The 19,125-nt window shown below is 63.9% G+C and carries 18 protein-coding genes; 12 read left to right on the top strand and 6 right to left on the bottom strand.

Annotated features, from left to right (window positions below; translation table 11 throughout):
• The first annotated feature begins 121 nt into the window (after positions 1 to 121).
• The 8 genes from bufA2 to ACZYGA_RS09180 all read left to right on the top strand — a co-directional run bounded on the left by bufA2 (position 122) and on the right by ACZYGA_RS09180 (position 6,611).
• Entirely contained in the window at positions 122 to 394 is a 273-nt protein-coding gene (bufA2, locus tag ACZYGA_RS09215) for a BufA2 family periplasmic bufferin-type metallophore (protein WP_240499614.1), read from the top strand.
• 153 nt (positions 395 to 547) lie between these two features.
• Positions 548 to 1,498: an MNIO family bufferin maturase gene (gene bufB, locus ACZYGA_RS09210; RefSeq protein ID WP_191236505.1), complete on the top strand. Its 951-nt coding sequence runs from the start codon at positions 548 to 550 to the stop codon at positions 1,496 to 1,498.
• Entirely contained in the window at positions 1,495 to 2,388 is an 894-nt protein-coding gene (locus ACZYGA_RS09205; protein ID WP_479398978.1) for an HvfC/BufC family peptide modification chaperone, read from the top strand. Before bufB ends, ACZYGA_RS09205 begins: the two co-directional genes overlap by 4 nt.
• Positions 2,389 to 2,626: 238 nt before the next feature.
• A complete protein-coding gene (locus ACZYGA_RS09200; protein WP_077379350.1) occupies positions 2,627 to 3,418 on the top strand; it encodes a pseudouridine synthase in 792 nt (263 codons plus the stop codon).
• A gap of 156 nt (positions 3,419 to 3,574) precedes the next feature.
• The gene (gene tcdA, locus ACZYGA_RS09195) at positions 3,575 to 4,438 is read left to right on the top strand and encodes a tRNA cyclic N6-threonylcarbamoyladenosine(37) synthase TcdA (RefSeq protein WP_077379348.1); all 864 of its coding nucleotides are present in this window, start codon (positions 3,575 to 3,577) and stop codon (positions 4,436 to 4,438) included.
• A 48-nt stretch (positions 4,439 to 4,486) separates the two neighbouring features.
• Positions 4,487 to 4,744: a DUF1653 domain-containing protein gene (locus tag ACZYGA_RS09190; protein ID WP_240499615.1), complete on the top strand. Its 258-nt coding sequence runs from the start codon at positions 4,487 to 4,489 to the stop codon at positions 4,742 to 4,744.
• 223 nt (positions 4,745 to 4,967) lie between these two features.
• A complete protein-coding gene (gene purE / locus ACZYGA_RS09185) occupies positions 4,968 to 5,486 on the top strand; it encodes a 5-(carboxyamino)imidazole ribonucleotide mutase (RefSeq protein ID WP_077378762.1) in 519 nt (172 codons plus the stop codon).
• 3 nt (positions 5,487 to 5,489) lie between these two features.
• Positions 5,490 to 6,611 carry a 5-(carboxyamino)imidazole ribonucleotide synthase gene (locus ACZYGA_RS09180; RefSeq protein ID WP_279874792.1) on the top strand — a complete coding sequence of 374 codons (1,122 nt, stop codon included), beginning with the start codon at positions 5,490 to 5,492 and terminating at the stop codon, positions 6,609 to 6,611.
• A gap of 99 nt (positions 6,612 to 6,710) precedes the next feature.
• On the opposite strand, the gene bfr is transcribed toward ACZYGA_RS09180, so the two are convergent.
• Positions 6,711 to 7,190, bottom strand: coding sequence for a bacterioferritin (gene bfr / locus ACZYGA_RS09175; RefSeq protein ID WP_077378759.1), 480 nt, complete (start codon positions 7,188 to 7,190; stop codon positions 6,711 to 6,713).
• 468 nt (positions 7,191 to 7,658) lie between these two features.
• Positions 7,659 to 7,862 carry a bacterioferritin-associated ferredoxin gene (locus ACZYGA_RS09170; RefSeq protein ID WP_077378756.1) on the bottom strand — a complete coding sequence of 68 codons (204 nt, stop codon included), beginning with the start codon at positions 7,860 to 7,862 and terminating at the stop codon, positions 7,659 to 7,661.
• A 736-nt stretch (positions 7,863 to 8,598) separates the two neighbouring features.
• Between ACZYGA_RS09170 and ACZYGA_RS09165 the strand changes: the two genes are divergently transcribed.
• Entirely contained in the window at positions 8,599 to 9,423 is an 825-nt protein-coding gene (locus ACZYGA_RS09165; protein ID WP_479398976.1) for a hypothetical protein, read from the top strand.
• 148 nt (positions 9,424 to 9,571) lie between these two features.
• Here the strand turns inward: ACZYGA_RS09165 and ACZYGA_RS09160 are convergent, their stop codons facing one another.
• The 3 genes from ACZYGA_RS09160 to lptF are packed head-to-tail and all read right to left on the bottom strand — an operon-like array spanning position 9,572 to position 12,208.
• Positions 9,572 to 10,039: an RDD family protein gene (locus ACZYGA_RS09160; RefSeq protein WP_479398974.1), complete on the bottom strand. Its 468-nt coding sequence runs from the start codon at positions 10,037 to 10,039 to the stop codon at positions 9,572 to 9,574.
• Complete coding sequence (gene lptG, locus ACZYGA_RS09155; RefSeq protein ID WP_479398972.1) at positions 10,032 to 11,114, bottom strand: LPS export ABC transporter permease LptG; 1,083 nt, start codon at positions 11,112 to 11,114, stop codon at positions 10,032 to 10,034. The genes ACZYGA_RS09160 and lptG overlap by 8 nt, the downstream gene beginning before the upstream one ends.
• A complete protein-coding gene (lptF, locus tag ACZYGA_RS09150; RefSeq protein WP_479398970.1) occupies positions 11,114 to 12,208 on the bottom strand; it encodes an LPS export ABC transporter permease LptF in 1,095 nt (364 codons plus the stop codon). Before lptF ends, lptG begins: the two co-directional genes overlap by 1 nt.
• A gap of 494 nt (positions 12,209 to 12,702) precedes the next feature.
• Here lptF and ACZYGA_RS09145 point away from each other — a divergent pair, with 494 nt between their 5' ends.
• The 3 genes from ACZYGA_RS09145 to ACZYGA_RS09135 all read left to right on the top strand — a co-directional run bounded on the left by ACZYGA_RS09145 (position 12,703) and on the right by ACZYGA_RS09135 (position 16,112).
• The gene (locus ACZYGA_RS09145; protein ID WP_141392388.1) at positions 12,703 to 14,223 is read left to right on the top strand and encodes a leucyl aminopeptidase; all 1,521 of its coding nucleotides are present in this window, start codon (positions 12,703 to 12,705) and stop codon (positions 14,221 to 14,223) included.
• Positions 14,224 to 14,368: 145 nt separating this feature from the next.
• Positions 14,369 to 15,463: a branched-chain amino acid aminotransferase gene (locus tag ACZYGA_RS09140; RefSeq protein ID WP_479398968.1), complete on the top strand. Its 1,095-nt coding sequence runs from the start codon at positions 14,369 to 14,371 to the stop codon at positions 15,461 to 15,463.
• Between the two features lie 178 nt (positions 15,464 to 15,641).
• Positions 15,642 to 16,112: a DNA polymerase III subunit chi gene (locus ACZYGA_RS09135; RefSeq protein WP_077378736.1), complete on the top strand. Its 471-nt coding sequence runs from the start codon at positions 15,642 to 15,644 to the stop codon at positions 16,110 to 16,112.
• 32 nt (positions 16,113 to 16,144) lie between these two features.
• Here the strand turns inward: ACZYGA_RS09135 and ACZYGA_RS09130 are convergent, their stop codons facing one another.
• Positions 16,145 to 19,117, bottom strand: coding sequence for an ATP-binding protein (locus ACZYGA_RS09130; protein WP_479398966.1), 2,973 nt, complete (start codon positions 19,115 to 19,117; stop codon positions 16,145 to 16,147).
• Positions 19,118 to 19,125: the final 8 nt, after the last annotated feature.

Raw genomic sequence — 19,125 nt, 5'->3', positions numbered from 1 at the left:
CTTCACGCCGGCGACGTAAGACTCAATGACCCGGCAACGAGACCTGACTGGCCGGGTGGATATCTGCATCGAACCTTGCTCAACAACCAGAAAAAACGGGCTCGCCCGAAAGGAAACCATCATGACCATGAAGAAGACCGTGACTGCCGCCACCTTTGCCGCTGCTGCCGCTGCACTGTTCTCCACCGCCGCCCTGACCTCCATGTCCGTGCAGGCGGCTGACAACGCCGTGAAGTGCTCCGGGATCAACTCCTGCAAGGGCACCTCCGAGTGCGCCACCGCCACCAGCGCCTGCAAGGGCCACAATGCCTGCAAGGGTCAGGGCTGGTCCTACACCGCAAGTGCCGAATCCTGTGTCGGCGCTGGCGGCGAAGTCATCTCCGGCAAGAGCTGAGCACTCGAGATGAGGGCACCGTCACCCAGGTAACGGTGCCGCCAGGAGTCCCTGGACGCAACGGGAGGACGGCATGCCGTCCTCCCGTTGTTGCATCAGGTCTACACTGCCAATGCAGGCACTGCCTGCCATGCCATGGAAAAGGAGTCACTCATGACGACAGCTTCCCGGAGTCACCAGCCTGCCACTGCCACCTCGGGTGCCGGTCAAGGGCTTGGGCTACGTCCTGAGTACTACCACGAGATTCTGACGACACTGCCGGATATCGATTGGTTCGAGGCCATCAGCGAGAACTACATGGGCCCCGGATTCATTGACTCCGACGGCGTCAGTGCCGGCGGCAAGCCGCTGCACTTTCTTGAGCGAGTCCGCGAGCACTATCCCATCGCCCTGCATGGCGTCTCGCTATCCATCGGTGGCAGCAATCCCATCGACACCCGCTATCTGCGCGAGCTGCGCGCACTGTGTGAGCGCATCGAACCGATGTGGGTCTCCGATCACCTGTGCTGGACCCGCACCGGCGCGCATCAATTCCATGACCTGCTGCCTCTGCCCTATACCGAGGCCACCATCACGCACCTGGCCGAGCGCATCGACCAGGTCCAGAACGCGCTCGGGCGCCAGCTAGTGCTGGAAAACGTCTCCAGCTACCTGACCTGGCAGCCCGACGAGATGAGCGAATGGGAGTTTCTGGCCGAGGTCAGCCGCCGTGCCGATTGCCTGATCCTGCTCGACCTGAACAACGTCATCGTCTCCAGCCACAATCATGACTTCGATCCGCTGGCCTATCTGGATGCCATGCCGGCGGAGCGTGTCTGGCAGCACCATCTCGCCGGGCACATCAGGCAGGACGTGTCTGGCGGTGAGCTGTGCATCGACACCCACGACCAACCCGTCCCGGATGCCGTGTGGTCATTGTATGACGCCGCACGCGAGCGCTTCGGCGATGTTGCCACCATGATCGAGCGCGATGACAACTTCCCGCCATGGTCGGAGCTGATGGAAGAATATGCCGAGCTGCGTCGCCGCAGTGGTCGCCCGCTGGCCGACGATCAACCGACCCGGACTGTCGCGGCGGCAATGAATGGGGGGCTGCACGCATGACGCATGCATCAACCACAGCGACGACAGCATCACAGTTCGATCGCCGCGCCTTGACCCAGCTTCAGGACGCCACCGCCGCCTATCTGGCCGCGCCGTCACCCGACACCCGCAGCATCGCGGCACAGGCTGTCATCAGTGATGAGCTGGCCAGTGCCGAGGAGCGCCTTGGCATCTATGCCACGGCTTACCGCCTGCGCCTGTTCGATGTCTTCGGCGGTGATTTCGAGGCCGTGCACACCTTGATTGGCGATGATGCCTTCGGCTTGCTGTGTCGCGAGTACCTCAATGCCCATCCGCCGAGCCACTACTCGATCCGCTGGGCAGGCCAGCACTTTCCGGCCTTCGTGGCCGCGCGCGAACCCCGGCGTTCGCTGGTCACCGAGATGGCGGCCTTCGAATGGGCACTGGGGCTGGCACTGGATGCCGAGGAGATCGCGCCGCTCAGCGTCGAGACCCTGCAAGGGCTCGCCCCGCAAGACTGGCCGACGCTGAGACTGGCAGCCCATCCGTCACTGCATCACTTCGCCTTTCATTTCGATACGCCGGCCATCTGGAAATCCATCGACAATGACGAGCCGCCACGTGTGCCGGTCGAGAGCGACATCCCCACGCCATGGGTCGTCTGGCGTCAGCCGACCGAGGGCGCACCCGAGGTGCACTATCGCTCTCTCGAGCCATTGGAAGCGCTGGTGCTCGACGCCATTCTCTCCGCCGGTGATGACGGCCTGAGCTTCGCCTCACTGGGAGAGTTGCTTGTCCCCGAAGTCGGCGCCGAGGCAGCGCCGAGCGCCGCCATCAACCTGCTGGTGCAATGGATACCGGCCGGCATGCTGATACGTCCCGAAGACACCGGACGGGCCAGCCGCCATACCTCAGACCGTATTGCCTGAGGCGGCGCCCCCTCCTGCAACAGACCGGACATGACAGCCAGCCAGGAAAGCCGGACAATACACGCCGATCACCCCCTAGGTGATCGGCTTTCGTCTTCCTGCTGCCGTGATGCCCATGCCCCCTTCTTCCCATGATCTACCCTCTTCCCCCGATGGCCTGCCCTGCGACGCGTCAGTGACGTCTCGACCACTCGTGTCGGCGCCCCTCGATGCTGACCCGGCTCACGAGGCCGAGCCCATCTTGCCACTCGACATCCTGTTTCAGGATGACGTGCTGGTGGTGGTGCAGAAGCCTTCTGGCCTGCTGGTGCATCGCAGCCCCATCGACAAGCATGAGACGGAATTTCTGCTGCAGCGCCTGCGTGACCAGATCGGCATGCACGTCTTCCCGGTGCATCGTCTCGATCGCCCGACCTCCGGGCTGATGGTCTTCGGCCTCTCACCGGAAGCCGCCCGCAAGCTGAGCGCCGCCTTCGAGGAACAGCAGGTCAGCAAACGCTATCTGGCCGTGGTGCGTGGCGTCGCTCCCGAACAGGAGCGCCTGGACTACGGCCTGCGCAAGGAAGAGGGTCGCCTGCCCAAGGCCCAGATGCCGGAGCAGGAAGCCATCACCGACATCCGCCGACTGGCGCAGGTCGAGCTGCCCGTCGCGATCGACCGCTACCCCCAGTCACGCTTCTCGCTGGTGGAGGCACGCCCCTTGACCGGCCGTCGACACCAGATTCGTCGGCACCTGTCGCGCCGTGGCTATCCCATCATCGGAGATGCCAGGCACGGCAAGGGCAACTACAATCGTTACTTCGCCTCGACCCTGGAATGTCCGCGTCTGCTGCTGGCGGCGGTCGGACTGGAACTGCCGCACCCCGAGGGTGGCTGGTTGCGTCTTTCATGCCCACCGGATGGCGCCTACGCTGCCCTGCTGGCGCGCTTTGGCTGGCTGGGACATCTGCCGGAGCGCCATGCCATCCACCAGGCCGAACGCCCCGAAAGCGACCTGGCTGGCCGGCCCACAGACGACTTGCCCGAATGACGACCGGGCACCCGCGAACACGCTTCGCCATCTGCATTCAACGTCCCTGGAAAGCATGAGCTGCGCATGACCACTACCCCTGACGACATTCCGCTGAATGAGCCAGCGGCCCACACGGCCTCTCTCTCGGACGCCGCGCCCTCTGCCAGCGAACGCATGCTGGCGGATTTCTTCGCCACCGACGCCGAGGCACCGGCGGCGGACGATTACGACTTCCGCTTCGGCGGCATTCGTCGTCTCTACGGCGCCAGCGCCTTCGCCCACTTCCGTCACGCGCATGTCGCGGTGGTCGGGGTCGGCGGGGTCGGCAGCTGGAGCGCCGAGGCGCTGGCACGCTCCGGCATCGGCGAGATGACGCTGATCGACCTCGACGACGTCTGCGTCTCCAACGTCAATCGTCAGCTGCATGCGCTGGATGGCCAGATCGGCCGCCCCAAAGTCGAGGTGCTGGCCGAGCGCTGCCAGTTGATCGCGCCACAGATGAAGATTCACGCCATCTCGGCCTTCGTCACCCCGGACAACCTGGCCGAGCTGATCCACGATGAGCTGGATCACGTCATCGATGCCATCGACAGCGTGCCCGCCAAGACGGCGCTGATCGCCTGGTGCAAGCGTCGCAAGCTGGGGCTGACCGTGACGGGCGGTGCCGGTGGCCAGCTCGACCCGACACGCATCCAGATCGCGGATCTTGCCCGTACCGAGCAGGACCCGCTGCTGGCGCGCGTTCGCTCCCTGCTGCGCCGCGACTACCATTTCAGTCGCAATCTCAAGCGCCGCTTCGATGTCGAGTGCGTCTACTCCGATGAGCAGCTGACCTACCCCGGTGCCGATGGCGAGGTCTGCGCCACCAAACCCGGCGACAGCGCCACGCGTCTGGATTGCGCCGGCGGCTTCGGCGCCGCCACCTTTGTCACCGGCAGCTTCGGCTTCACCGCCAGTGCACGCGCCCTGGCGCGCATCGCACGCCGTGGTGCCAAGGCCACGCCGGCCAACGCTCTCAAGCCCGCGCCCGACGCCTGATCGCGCCGGGCGACCGCGCCAACTGTCTTGCCCATCAAGGAAATCATCATGTCAGAGCTGCCTCCCATGCCGCCGCTGCCCGAGAATCGCCCCGTGCCGGGGCTCTACCGCCACTACAAGGGCGCGCAATACGAGGTGATCGGCACCAGTCGTCATAGCGAGACGGAAGAGCTGCTGGTGGTCTACCGCGCCCTCTACGGCGAATGTGGTCTGTGGGTGCGCCCACTGAGCATGTTCATGGAGAATGTCGAGATCCAGGGCGAGCCAGTGCCGCGTTTCGCGCTGGTCACGCAATGGTCCTGCTGAGCCTCGCCGGCCGGTGGCGCCCATAAGCTGACCGACCGGACAGGTGCATGCCGCCTCTCAGGCTCGGTGCTATACTGCGCCGCTTGTTTTTCCAGACATACGCATTGAGGTGGGACTGGCCATCACGGCCCGGCCACCTCGACCACGCCCACACAGCGGGCCGCCCAGCATGCGCTGGCGGTGGCTGTGAGCTGGTTCATACCACGTCAAGAGCGGAGGAAGCATGAGCGCACTGGTTGGTGTCATCATGGGATCAAAATCGGATTGGGCGACCATGTGCCATACGGTCGAGACCCTAGAAGCCCTGGGGATCGAACACGAGGTCAAGGTCGTCTCTGCCCATCGCACGCCTGACCTGCTGTTCGATTATGCCGACACCGCCGCGGAGCGTGGTCTCGAGGTCATCATCGCCGGAGCCGGTGGCGCCGCCCACCTGCCGGGCATGTGTGCCGCCAAGACCTGGCTGCCGGTGCTGGGCGTGCCGGTGCAGTCCAGCATGCTGTCTGGCGTCGACTCTCTGCTCTCCATCGTGCAGATGCCCGCCGGCATCCCCACCGGCACCCTGGCCATCGGTCGTGCCGGTGCCGTGAATGCGGCGCTGCTGGCTGCCAGCCAGCTGGCCAACAAGTATCCGGCCATCCGCACGGCGCTCATCAACTTCCGCGCCGAGCAGACCGACCGCGTGCTGGACAATCCGGACCCGCGTCCCGATGCTCCCAGCCTGTCGCATGGAGGCCAGTGAATCATGAGCGAGCCGATCCGCTTCGGTATCGTCGGTGGTGGTCAGCTGGGTCGCATGCTGGCTCAGGCTGGCGCCGCCCTCAATGCCCGCTTCACCTTTCTTGATCCCGCCGACTCGCCGTGTGGCCGCGTGCATGGCCATCATCTGCGCGCCGACTGGCAGGATGACGCCGCTCTGACACAGCTGGTGGCGGCCTCCGATGCCATCACCTTCGAGTTCGAGAACGTGCCCGCCGACGCCGTCGAGCGCCTGGCGGCAGAGCGTCCGACCTACCCCCCGGCCGGCGCGCTGGATACCGCGCGGGATCGCTGGAACGAGAAGTCGCTGTTCATGCGTCTGGGCATCGAGGTGCCGCCGCTGGCGCTGGTCGACAGCCAGGCCGATCTGGAAAGCGCGGTGGCCACCATCGGCCTGCCTGCCGTCCTCAAGACACGTACGCTGGGCTACGACGGCAAGGGTCAGAAGGTGCTGCGCGAGATGGCGGACGTGGCCGACACCTTCTCCGAACTCGGCAGCGTGCCGCTGATTCTCGAAGGCTTCATCGCCTTCGATCACGAGGTCTCGGTGATCGCGGTACGCGGTCGTGACGGAGAGACACGCGCCTGGCCGCTGTCCCGCAATGAGCACCGCAGCGGTATCCTGCACTGCGCCACACCGCTGGCCGCGCATGACCTGCAGGCCGAGGCCGAGGCGGCTGCCTTCAAGGTGATGCACGAACTCGACTACGTGGGCGTGATGGCCTTCGAGTTCTTCGTGGTCAAGGAAGCGGACGGCAGCGAGCGCCTGCTGGCCAACGAGATCGCCCCGCGCGTGCACAACTCCGGTCACTGGAGCATCGAGGGCGCGGTCACCAGCCAGTTCGAGAACCATCTGCGCGCCGTCGCCGGCCTGCCGCTGGGCGAGACAGCCCTGCTGGCCCCCTGCGCGATGCTCAATATCATCGGGCGCATGCCAGAGCGCGATGCCGTGCTGGCCATTCCCGGTGCTCGCCTGCATGACTACGGCAAGGCACCGCGAGCCGGCCGCAAGATCGGTCACATCACGGTGCTGGCCGCCGACCAGGCCAGTCTCGACGCGCGCATCGCAGCCGTCGAGGCGCTGCTGGTCAATGACCTGGGCAAGTAAGCCGGTTCTGCGCCACTGAAGACAAAACGCCCCCGCTGCCGATCGATGGCAGCTGGGGCGTTTTCGTTCCTGTCACGACCTGGAAAGCCGCGCCTGGAATCAGTCGATCTCGTGATGGATCTGCTTCTGCAGGTAGAGCTCGATACCGACCTTCTCGATCAGACCCAGCTCGGTCTCCAGGTGATCGATATGCTCTTCCTCGTCGTCGAGGATCTTGCGGAACAGATCACGTGAGGTGTAATCGCGAACCTGCTCGGCATAGGCGATCGCTTCTTTCAGATCACCATGTGCCTGGTGCTCCAGCGCCAGATCGCACTCGAGCATTTCCTTGGTGTTCTCGCCGATACGCAGCTTGCCGAGGTCCTGCAGGTTGGGCAGGCCTTCCATGAACAGGATGCGCTCGATCAGGGTGTCCGCATGACGCATCTCTTCGATGGACTCGTCATATTCCCACTTGGCCAGGCGCTTGAGCCCCCAGTCCTTGTACATGCGCGCATGCAGGAAGTACTGATTGATGGCTACCAGCTCGTTGCCCAGTATGGTGTTGAGATGCTCGATGATCTTGGGATCGCCTTTCATGTCGCCATTCCTCTCTTGTCCGGTGCGGTCTCGTTGTCGTCGGCGACCGGCATGCATGCCGGTGTCAGGGGCCGTCGGGGGTGAGGCGTCTCAGGCACTCGCCCCGCTTCGTCAGGTCCGGCAAGTATGGCGCAAAACCATGAATTTTTCGAGACATGACAACAAGTTATCGACTTTTAGGCGCAAATGGGAAAGATTGGTATCCGCGTTGTCATATGCAGACGGACACCGATGAGCGTACAAGCGATGAAAGCCCGGGAGAGGAAAGCACGAGAAAGGAAAGTGCGAGAAAGGAAAGTGCGAGAGAGGATAGCTGGAAAGATGAGCTCTCCCGGCAAGGAGCGGCATGCGAAAACGCCAGAGGCCCGATCATGTGATCGGGCCTCTGGCGTTTGAATGACATGGACTCGTGGCGCTGTGCTGCATCGACAGGGCAATCCTAGCCTGGAGAGGCAAGCTCCCCTGACATCAGACCGCGTAGGCGAGATCGTCAGCCGGCATCATTTCGCGTGCCACGGCTTCACGGGTGATCGTCTTGGCCATGCAGGCACATTTTCCACATTGGGTCGCACACCCGGTCTGCTCGCGGACCTCACGGAAGCTGCGCGCTCCCTGCTCCACGACTTCACGGATCTTGTGGTCTGATACACCCTTGCACAGACAGACGTACATGGCTCACCTCGCTCACTCCAAGTGAGACAAATGTAAATGATTCGCAGAAAGATGCGCAACACCTGACTGCAAAAAATTCTCATTTGCATGACATATCAACCACTTGCATTACCCCGTCTTCCACCGTCAGCGCCATGAATTGCTGCTGCGGGATGTGAACGTCCGACCAGAGCCGCGTGACGGTTCTCGACCCGCCGTTCTCCCCGCTTTCCTCAACCCGCTTTCCTCAACCCGCTGTTCTCAAACCATTGCTCTCAAATCCATTGCTCTCAAATCCACTGCTCTCAAATCCGTTGCATCGATGAAAGCGCCCACCGTATAAAGAAGGGAGTCACCTGCCTAAGGCAGGGGTTGCGATTTGGGACAGGGACGCTAAGATGTATAACGTTTTATTATGCAGACAAGAATCAAGTCGCAACAAAAAATAATGAGCCATCGACATCCAATGGTTCAGGCAGGTCACTCGCCTCCTGCTAGCGTCACTTCGCCAGAACGCTGCCGTTCATGACGATGACCCACACGCAGCAAGGCGACGGCAAATGACTGCCACGACCTGCCAGGCAATCAGGAAAAGCACATGAACAGGACACTGCAAGAGATTCCGTCGACGCCCTCCATCCTGACTCGGCCCATCGGCATGCCGATGATGGGCGACATGATGATGCCGTGACCGGCCCGAATCCGTCTGCTGTCCGTTCGTTTCGCCTACTGCCAAACTGCAAGGAGTCCTGACCCAATGTCCGCATCCATCGCTACCGCCGAACATCACGCCGCCTCCCACCTGCCGCTCAATCTCGACGCCGTTCGCGATGCCGGCAGCTGCTTCGGGGACCATCACCGCCTGCCGCTCAATCCGCTGCTGCGCAATCTCTATCGCGAGGCGCGTCGCGAGGGCCTGGTGGACGAGAGCTGCAACGCACGTGAGTTGATGAGTCACATCGCACTGCCGCACGATCACGTCGTCACCCAGGAAATCTCCGATCGTGTCTGGCGCTACAACGTCGGTTACGCCAACAGTGAAAACAGTGCCGAACAGGGCGACCTGAATGCTGCACTGGACTCGCTCAACGAGCGTACCCTCGATGAGCCACTGCCGGGTGCGCTGCATCGCCTGACCGAGGCCTGGCTGTACCTGCCCGGCGAGCTGGAAAGTCCGCGTCAGGCCAGCGCCGACGTCCTGTGGCTGGACAAGCAGGGCCGTGCCCGCTATCGCCTGGATCAGGCACGTCACTGGTTCGCCACCCTGCGTGACGAAGCCGTCGAAGTGGACGACTGGCTGGCATGGCGCCTGACCCACCTGCCGCTGACCAGCGCACCGGTGCTGGACACGGTCAGTGCCTTCACACGCCTGGCCCGCCTCGACCACGACGGTCAGCGCCCCATCGGCCAGCTGCCCTTCGTGCGCTATCGTGATGGCGTGCGCTTCGAGGGCATGGGCAACGCGGTACTCGACCTGCCACGTGAGCTGCCGGAAACCGCGGCACAGGAAGACAGCCTGGTCGTGTCACGCGCCACGGTCGACCGCATCATCACGCGTCTCGATGGTCTGCTGGGCGTCTGATTCACGTCCTGCCCCCCTGACAGACACAACGCCCCGCCAGTCGATGACTGGCGGGGCGTTGTGTTTTCCGGCATTCGGCATGCCTTTCACGGCGATTCCTGCACGCCGCCCTTGCACGACACCCGCAAGGGCGGCGCCTACCGGGCCGTCACTCTCGGCTGGGCCTCGGCACCACCACCACGCGCGTGCCTGAGGCGATGTCGTGCCAGCTGCGGTGTTCAGGGTCCCATAGCTGCCAGAGATACCCCAGTCCACCGCATCCCAGCGAGAGACCGGCAACCAGAAAACGCAGCAGACACTGAGGCAGTGTCGGTGCGCAGCCTTCCGGCGTCTGCAGCCTGAGCCGCCAGGCCTGCATGCCCAACGTCATGCCACTTCGGCTCCAGAAGTAGGCAAAGAAGGCGAACACCGCCACCAGCAGAAGCGAGCGGAACAATGGCGACTGATTGGCCTCTCCGCCATTCGCGGCCACCCCCACGAACCCCAGCACGATCAACAGCGCCACAACCAGAAAGGTGTCATACACCAATCCGCCCAGACGCCGCATCAGCCCGGCAGGGCGCACGCCCTGCTGCGCGAAGCAGCGCCGAGCCACCGGGAACCGTGCCCTAGCCACTGCGACGAATCAGCAGCAGGCCGATCACGTAACAGGCGATCGTGGGGGCCAGTACTGCCCAGATGGGCGCGAACCCGAAGACCACCGAGGCCGGTGCCAGCAGGTCCTGCAGGTATTTGAACAGCAGACCGACGATGATCCCGTAGAACACGCGCGTCCCGGCTGCCACGGTGCGCAACGGCCCGAATACGAAGGACGCTGCCACCAGTACCAGCGCTGCCAGCGTCAGCGGTTGCAGGATCTTCTGCCAGAAGTACAGCAATGGCTGGTTGGCAGACAGACCCTGCCCCTTCAGATAGCTGGCGTAGCGCCACAGATCAGAGGCGGATTGCTGCTTGGGTTCGGTGATCACCAGCTTGAGCAGGTCCGGCGTCAATCGGGTATCCCACTGGCGTGAGTCCTGCTGCTCGACACGCGTGGAGGCCACCTCGCCGCCCTCACGCTCGAAGACCGTGGTTTCCACCGCCTCCAGCGTCCAATGGTCGTCCTCCCAGACGGCACGCCGGGCGTACATGGCCTGCTTGAGCTCCTGATCATCATCGAATTGATAGCGGGTCACGTTGAGCACCACATCATCACTGCGGATCGAACCGAAGCGATAGAAGTTGTTGCCCTCACGCTGCCAGCCACCGCCTTCGGCATAGACGGCACCCGCCCCCTGCTGCTGCTCGGCGCGCCAGGCATCGGCCTGCATCTCGGTGACAGGCGCCACGTACTCTCCCACGGCCATGGTGATGGCGATCACCAGCCCGAGCGGCTTCATCACGCCCCACAGGATGCGCGTCAAGGAGCGGCCCGCCGCACGCATGATGGTCAGCTCATTGCTGGATGCCATGCTGCCCAGGCCGATCAAGGCCCCCAGCAGCACCCCTACCGGCACGAATTCGTAGAAACGTGACGGTAGCCTCATCAACAGGTAGAGCAAGACCTCAAGGGCACCGTAATCCCCCTCGACATCGCCCAGGTCATTGATATAGGTGATCATCAGGTCAAGCCCAAGGATCAGTACCTGTACCACCAGCATGGCCAGCAGCACGTTGCGCGCGATGTAACGGTCGAGACGATCAAGCAGCATCAGCGGCCACCTCCGCGGTTGTCGCGCCAGCTCAGCCAGAGGCCAAGCGCCAGATAGACGCCGTGAATGGGCCACAGGCCGATCGCGGCCGGATATTTGCCGGACGCGACGGCATTCTGAGCCGCGATCAGCAAGCTGAGGTAGGTGATATGCACGAAGATGGCCGGCAGCAGACGCGCGAAGCGGCCCTGGCGCGGATTGACGCGCGCCAGTGGCAGACCGATCAGCATCAGGATCGGCACCATCAACGGCAGGGAGAGACGCCATTGCAGCTGGGCCTGGGCTTCGGGCGTCTGCGTGGCCAACAGCTCTCGGGTGGAGACGAGTTCGATGTCATCCTTGAGGCTTGCCTCGCTCTGCCCCTCGCTGACCCGCACCGCATAACGCTCGAAGCCCAGTCGCTGTGAAGCCGACTTGCCCGGCTCCACCGCGTAGCGTGAGCCATCCGCCAGCACCAGATAGCGACTGCCGGTCTCCTCGCTGACGTCCTGGAAGGCGCGCTCGGCGCGCACCACCGACTGACTCGGTTCACTGTCATCGCGGCGGGTGGCCCCGTCATTGCCACGCTCGGCGATGAAGACGTGCTTCAGTTCGCTGTTGTCGTCACTCATGCTCTCGGCATAGACGGTGCGATCGCCGATTTGCTGAAAACGTCCCGCGCCCAGCACCGAGAAGTCGGTCTTCTGCTTCTGAAGCTCCAGCAACATCTCGTTCTTCAGCGCGCCAGCCGGCGTCAGGTAGAGGCTGCAGGCCGCCACCAGCGCCGTGATCAGCAGTGCCGGCAGCAAGGTGACGCGCAGCAGACGCTCCGGGCCGACACCGCAGGCCACCAGCACGGTGATCTCACTGTTCATGTACAGCTGACCGAAGGCCAGCAGCACGGCCAGGAAGAAGGACAGCGGCAACAGCAGCTCGAAGAACCCCGGCAGGTGATAGAGCATCAGGCTGCCGAGAATCGAGGCCGGGAAGTCCCCCTCTGCCGCGTCACTGAAATAGCGGATGAATCGGCTGCCCATGATGACAAGCATCAACACCCCGGCCACCGCGGCCATGGTGGTGAGAATCTCGCGTGTCAGGTAGCGGAAGATGATCAAATGAAACTCCTGTTTCCCACTCGCAATCGAGCGTGTTGACCAGAACGATGATAGCCGGTGAAGACACGATACGGGACACATGAAGATGCACCATCCCTCATGCATGCCGAACCGCCTTTGCGTACACTGGGCATCCGGCCTGCGCTTGCGCCTCGGCCCGGTGCGATCGAGTGTCGATGACACTGGGCGTGCCGAGCCCCGCAAGGGCATGCTCGAGCATTATCCAGAAAGCATGCAGCCTTGTCGCGGCCATGCCTTGCGACAGACACATGATCTTCCGCATGATGGACGGCACCGGGAGATGCTTGCCATCAGCGGCCAGTGTCCCCATTCAAAGGTCATGCTCGGTCAGACACCGATGGACGGCAGAGCCTCTTCACATCCGCCCCTGCCGGACCCGGATGCCTGACCCCGGATATCGCGACACGCCCGACCCGCTTCGGTCTGACGCTATCCTCATTTTCGTATCCCTTACTCGCCCGCGTGGAGTTGTCATGGAATTTCCTGTTGTCACTGTCAATCCGGCCCAGCTAGAGACCGCCTGCCTGGTGGTTCCCGTCATTGAAGGCGAACTCGAAGGCGCCGCGGCACGTCTGGACGACGCCAGCGAGAAGCTGATTTCCCAGCTGATCGAACGCGGCGACTTCAAGGCCGAGCTGGGCAACACCCTGCTGCTGCCATTCGCCCCGGGGCTCGGCGCACAGCGCCTGCTGCTGGCCGGGTTCGGCAAGGCGGAGAAACTCGACGAGAGCCGCTACAAGCGCGGACTGGACGCCGCCATGGCAGCACTGCTCAAGCTGCCGGTGGAAGACGCCGCCTTCGCGGGAGTCGGCCTCGATATCGAGCTGCGCGACGCCGCATGGAAGGCACGCATGATCGCCGAGAGCGCGCTGCGCAACGCCTACCGTTTCACCGAGATGAAGAGTCAGCCGGGCGAGCCTGCCTCTCTGACCCGTCTGAGCGTGGTAAGTGCCGACAAGAGTCAGCAGGAAGAACTGGAAGCGGGTCTGCGTATTGGCGCGGCCATCGGCGAAGGGGTCAACGAAGCCCGCACCCTGGGCAATCTGCCGGGCAACATCTGCACCCCGACCTATCTGGGCGAGCGTGCCGAGCAACTGGGCAGCACCTCCGAAGGCGCACTGAAGGTGACCGTGCTGGGTGAGGAAGAACTCGAGAAGCTTGGCGCCCTGTCACTGCTCTCGGTCGGCCGTGGCAGTGAAGAGCCGAGCCGCCTGATCGTGATGGAATACCGCGGCGCGGAAGACGAGAACGAGGCACCGCACGTGCTGGTCGGCAAGGGCATCACCTTCGATACCGGTGGCATCTCGCTGAAGCCGGGCGCCGGCATGGACGAGATGAAGTACGACATGGGCGGCGCGGCGAGCGTCTTCGGCACCATGCGCACCGTGCTGGCACTCAAGCCCAAGCTCAACGTGGTCGCCATCGTGGCCAGCGCCGAGAACATGCCGGACGGCCGTGCCACCAAGCCGGGCGACATCATCAAGACCCTGAAGGGCCTGACCGTCGAAGTCCTCAACACCGACGCCGAAGGCCGCCTGGTGCTGTGCGACGCCCTGACGTACGCCGAGCGCTTCGAGCCGGCCAGCGTCGTCGACATCGCCACCCTGACCGGCGCCTGCGTCATCGCGCTGGGCAATCACGCCACCGGCCTGATCTCCAACGATGATGACCTGGCGCTGGATCTGCTGGATGCCGGGGAAGAAGCCTGGGACCGCGCATGGCACATGCCGTTGTGGGACGAGTATCAGGCACAGCTGGATTCCAACTTCGCCGACATCGCCAACATCGGTGGCCGTGAAGCCGGCATGATCACCGCAGGTTGCTTCCTGTCCCGCTTCGCGGACACCTTCCCGTGGGCGCACCTGGACATCGCCGGCACCGCCTGGCAGTCCGGCAAGCAGAAAGGTGCCAGCGGCCGCCCGGTGGGCCTGCTGACCCAGTATCTGCTGGATCGCGAAGCGGAACTCAATGCCGCCCAGGAAGAGACGCTCTGAGGCTTCGCATGCTCTCGATGGCGTGCTAGCGTTGAGACACGCGGGTCGGCACGCCACTCGGCACCGCTGACCCCAGAGGTCCTATAAAAATGATTCGACCCCCGGCGTTTCGCGCCGGGGGTCTCGCTGCTACGGAGACACCCACGTGACCAAAGGCTTCGACGTCCGCGCGTCCACGCAACCGGCGGATGCTGCCATTCGCGACACCATCCTGGCCAATCCCGGCTTCGGCCGTCACTTCAGCGACCACATGGCACACGTCCGCTGGACCGCCGATGGCGGCTGGCACGGCCATGAAGTCCGCCCCTATGGCCCGCTGAGCCTCGACCCCGCCGCCTCGGTACTGCACTACGCCCAGGAAATCTTCGAAGGCATCAAGGCCTATCGTCATGAAGACGGCTCGGTGTGGACCTTCCGTCCCGAGAAGAACGCGGCACGCTTCCGCAACTCCGCCCGCCGCCTGGCACTGCCGGAGCTGTCCGACGAGGACTTCGTCGGCTCGCTCAAGGCCCTGCTCGCCCAGGACAGCGCCTGGGTACCGACCCCCGCCAGCGCCAGCGATGAGTGCAGCCTCTACCTGCGCCCGTTCATGATCGCCAGCGAAGCCTTCCTCGGTGTGCGTCCGTCGCGTGAAGTCGATTACTACGTGATCGCCTCGCCGGTGGCCGCCTACTTCAAGGGTGGCATCAAGCCCGTCTCCATCTGGCTGTCCTCGCATTACAACCGTGCGGCGGCCGGTGGCACCGGTTTTGCCAAGTGTGGCGGCAACTATGCCGGTTCCCTGGCGGCCCAGAGCGAAGCTACCGCCAATGGCTGCGATCAGGTCGTCTTCCTGGATGCCGCCGAGAACAAGTGGGTCGAGGAACTGGGTGGCATGAACCTGTTCTTCGTCTTCAAGGATGGTCGTCTGGTCACGCCGCGTCTGACCGGCACCATTCTGGAAGGTGTCACCCGTGACTCCATCCTGACCATGGCGGGTGATCTCGGCCTGACGCCGGAAGAGCGCCCGGTCAGCATCGACGAGTGGCGCGAAGGTATCGCCTCCGGTGAGATCACCGAGGTGTTCGCCTGCGGTACCGCCGCCGTCATCACCCCGGTGGGCGAGCTGGTCAGCGAAGACGCGCGTCTGGATCTGACTTCCAATGCCGGCGACGTGGCCATGCGTCTGCGTCGCCAGCTGCTGGACCTGCAATACGGTCGCGCCGAAGACACGCGTGGCTGGATGACCCGCCTGGCGTAAGCTCTGTGGCCCATGCCAGACGACAACATGAAGGCCCGCCTCGCAAGAGGCGGGCCTTCATGTTTGCAGACGCGAAGATATCGCGCTTTCCGATGCGTACCGAGTCCCTCCTGCATCGAAGCCGCGTGGCGAGTGCGGTATCCTGAGCGCTCGCGAACTCTTGCCACGAGCGGTGCCCATGACCCAGATCGACTTCTACATCCTGCCCGATACCACGCTGGAAGCCCGGCTGGAATTCGCCTGCCGTCTGGCCGAGACCATCCATGCCAAGGGGTTCCGCCTGCACGTGCATGTCGAGGATGAGGCGATGGCGCGTCAGTTCGATGAACACCTGTGGCAGTTCCGCCCCGAGAGCTTCGTACCCCATGCGCTGGATATCGATCTGGATCTCGCGGCGCGCGAGGCAGAACACGCCGATGACGTGCCACGTCCGCCCGTGACCATCGGTTGGCAGGACGCGCCGGCACCGGGCATCGAGGCACTGCTCAATCTGCACCCCGAGATCCCCGAGTGGTTCTCGCGTTTCGAGCGCGTCGCCGAGATCATCAACCAGCATCAGGATGTGCTGGTCACCAAGCGCGAATGCTGGCGTACCTACAAGTCACGTGGCTATGCGGTGCGTTCGCATCAGCTCAAGGGCGTGAGCTGACGCCGCAGGTACCGGTGGCGCTGTCAGCCGACTCAGCGCTCGCGTTCCTCGTCTTGCCCCCGAGCCTCGAGAAACTCGCGAAAACGCACGGTCAGCCACTCGATCCAGTGCTCGACGTCCTGCATGCCGGGGGGACTCTCCCCCACCGCAAAGAATTCCGGCGGCAGGCCATCGGCTTCCGCGCCCGTTCGCTCGCCGATACGCACAGCCCACAACGGCGCCTCACGCGGCAGACGCTGGATCTCGCTGAACAGCGACGCCACGCTCATGTCGGCGACGTCTCCGAAGATCACCATGCAGGGACTGACATCACGCACCAGGCGCAAGGCCTGAGCCGCGCTGCTGGCAGTGATGATGTCCAGATTGGCGACATGGCTGCCGATCACTTCCAGGCGCAGTCTGTCCTCCGCGCGCGTGCTGATCACCAGCCAGCGACACGCCACTGGCAGCGCCTGATCCGCCGACCATGCCGCCTTCACGACCTGTTCATGGGCACTGACATCCGCCAACGGCAGCCATACCCGGAAACAGGCCCCCTCGCCCAGTACGCTCTGCGCGGTGATCTCCCCCTGCATCCGCCGCGCCAGCTCACGCGACAGCGCAAGCCCGAGGCCCGTGCCCTCGATTCCCGAATCCTCGCGACCCAGACGCGAGAAAGGCTGGAACAGCTGAGCCGCCTGATTCGGGTCAAACCCGAAGCCACCATCCTCGACATCCACCCAGGCCATCTCCTGGCCGTGGGAGTCGATACCGCGCCCGAGAGCGAGACGTATCCAGCCGCCCGCGCGGTTGTACTTGATGGCATTCCCCATCAGGTTGCCGAGAATCTGGTCCAGACGACGGCGATCGGCATTCAGCCACAGCGACGCCTCTTCCAGCGCCAGTGACAGCGTCAGTTCCGCCTGGTCCAGCCGCGGCTGGTACTGACTGACGAGGCGAATCAGGTGCTGGCCGATCGACAGAGGCTGGCAATCGAGGGGCAGTTCTCCCGCTTCAAGGCTCGACATCTGCAGCACGTCCTCGATCAGCGCCGAGAGCTGGCTTGCCGCGTGGCCCGCTTCATCCACATAGCGACGCTGTTCGCGCGTCAGGGACGATTCGTCCACCAGCAGGTCAGTGAAGCCCAGGATGGCATTGAGGGGCGTGCGGATCTCGTGACTGAAGCTCGAGAAGAACCGCGACTTGGACTGACTTGCCTCGGTGGCGCTGTCACGTGCCGCTTCCAGCACCTGCAGCGTCTGCTTGTGACGCTGGATGTCCAGCACCACCCCCGTGGCACGCAGCGGTCGTCCGTCACCATCGCGGCGGGTCACCTGACCTCGCACCTGCATCCACACCCAGCTGCCGTCGGCATGGCGGTAACGCACGTCACGCGCCTCGGCCCAGCTGTCGCCATGCAACACGCGCCAGCGGGATTCCAGCATCCCCGCCAGATCCTCCGGGTGAGTCATGGCATCGAGATCGGCCAGATGCATGCTGGCCTGGATGGGGAGTCCCATCATCAGGAAGAAGTTCTCGTGGAAGTGGAGATCATCACGCTCGAAGTCATACCGCCAGGTCGCATCACCGGAGGCCGCCATCACCATCTCGACATGCCGGGCATCCTCGGCGCGTTCGAGCTCGATCTGATCACGCCGCAATGCGGCTTCCCGCAGGGCTTCCCCCGCCTGGTCAAGCTCTTGCAAGGCAAAACGCTGACGCACCACCGGCTGTCCGCGACCGATGCGCAGCGCCATGTCACTCAAGCGTTCCAGGGCTTCGGAAAGCGTGGTAGCCATGGATTCCGCCCGCCAGCGCATCACCACCAGCAGGACCAGGAAGAAGGCGATCAGGCCGACCAGCATCACGTAACCCAACTGATTGAAGCGCGTATTCCAGTGCTGGATGCCGCTTTCCACCTGCTGCGGGTCCACCACGGCCAGCAGCCGCCAGTCCGTCCCCGCCACCGGATACCACGCCACCAGCCGCTCACCGGCGAGCAGCGGTATCTTGCGCATGCCATGGGGAGCATCGTCGATACCATGCAGCAGGCGCACCATCTCCGGCGACTTGCTCTGATCACGTGCCGTTTCCAGGAAGCGGTCATGCGTCAACGGGGTCGGCTCGATCCGCGGAGTGACATGCACCCCGAAATCCTTCTGACCGGCCTCGGGCATGGCCATTACGCTGTTGCCACTCACCAGCACCAGATAGGCGTTCCAGGGAAGTCGCGTGCTCTCGAGATGCTTCGCCAGCGCATCGAGCGTGACATCGATACCGACGACCCCCTCAAGGAAGTCCCCACGATGCACCGGCATCAGGGTCGAGATCAGCCAGCCTCCCCCGACGGGGTCCTGATAGGCCGGCGTCACGACCGGCTCACGCGTGGGATTGTTGCGATCATCGGCCAGGTAATAGAAGCCGTAGCTGGTGAGATCCACCCCGGGGGTGAAGATGCCGTGGGTGTCGATCCACGGCTTGATACGGAAATAGCCGTCGTAGCTGGAGAACCACGCCTGACGCAGCTCGGGACGGATCTCGAGCATGTCCTGCATGACCGTATCCAGCCGCGACAGCCGTGCCACCTTGCCGTAGTCCTGCAGATAACTGGGGGCCAGCGACGAATAATAGGAGCCGGCCTCCCCGTCATCCTCGGCCACGTAGAGGGTGCCATCCTCACTGAAGACATGACGCGCCATCTCTCGGACACGCTCGCCCGGCGCGATGGGAGCGTCCATCTCACGGAGTGCCGAGTGTGCCAGCTGCTGCACTTCCCTGCGCCAATCCTCCACCACCATGCCGGCATGCTCCGCCTCATAACGGCTCAGCTGCTCAAGCTGGGTACGGATCAGGTCTTCACGGGTCGCTTCCTGCTGCTGCGCGACCAGCCAGTGCAAGCCCAGATAACCGCCCAGCAGTGCCACCTCCATCACCAGCAGTGGCACCAGGGCATGACGCAGCAGTTCATGCCAGACCCAGCGACGGGTCGGACGAGGTGCACCATCCGTGGGGCGAGGCTTGGACATTGCGGCTC

Source organism: Cobetia sp. BL01, assembly GCF_056493605.1.
Note: the sequence above shows the minus strand (reverse complement) of the source record. Positions and strands in the feature narration are given on the sequence as shown.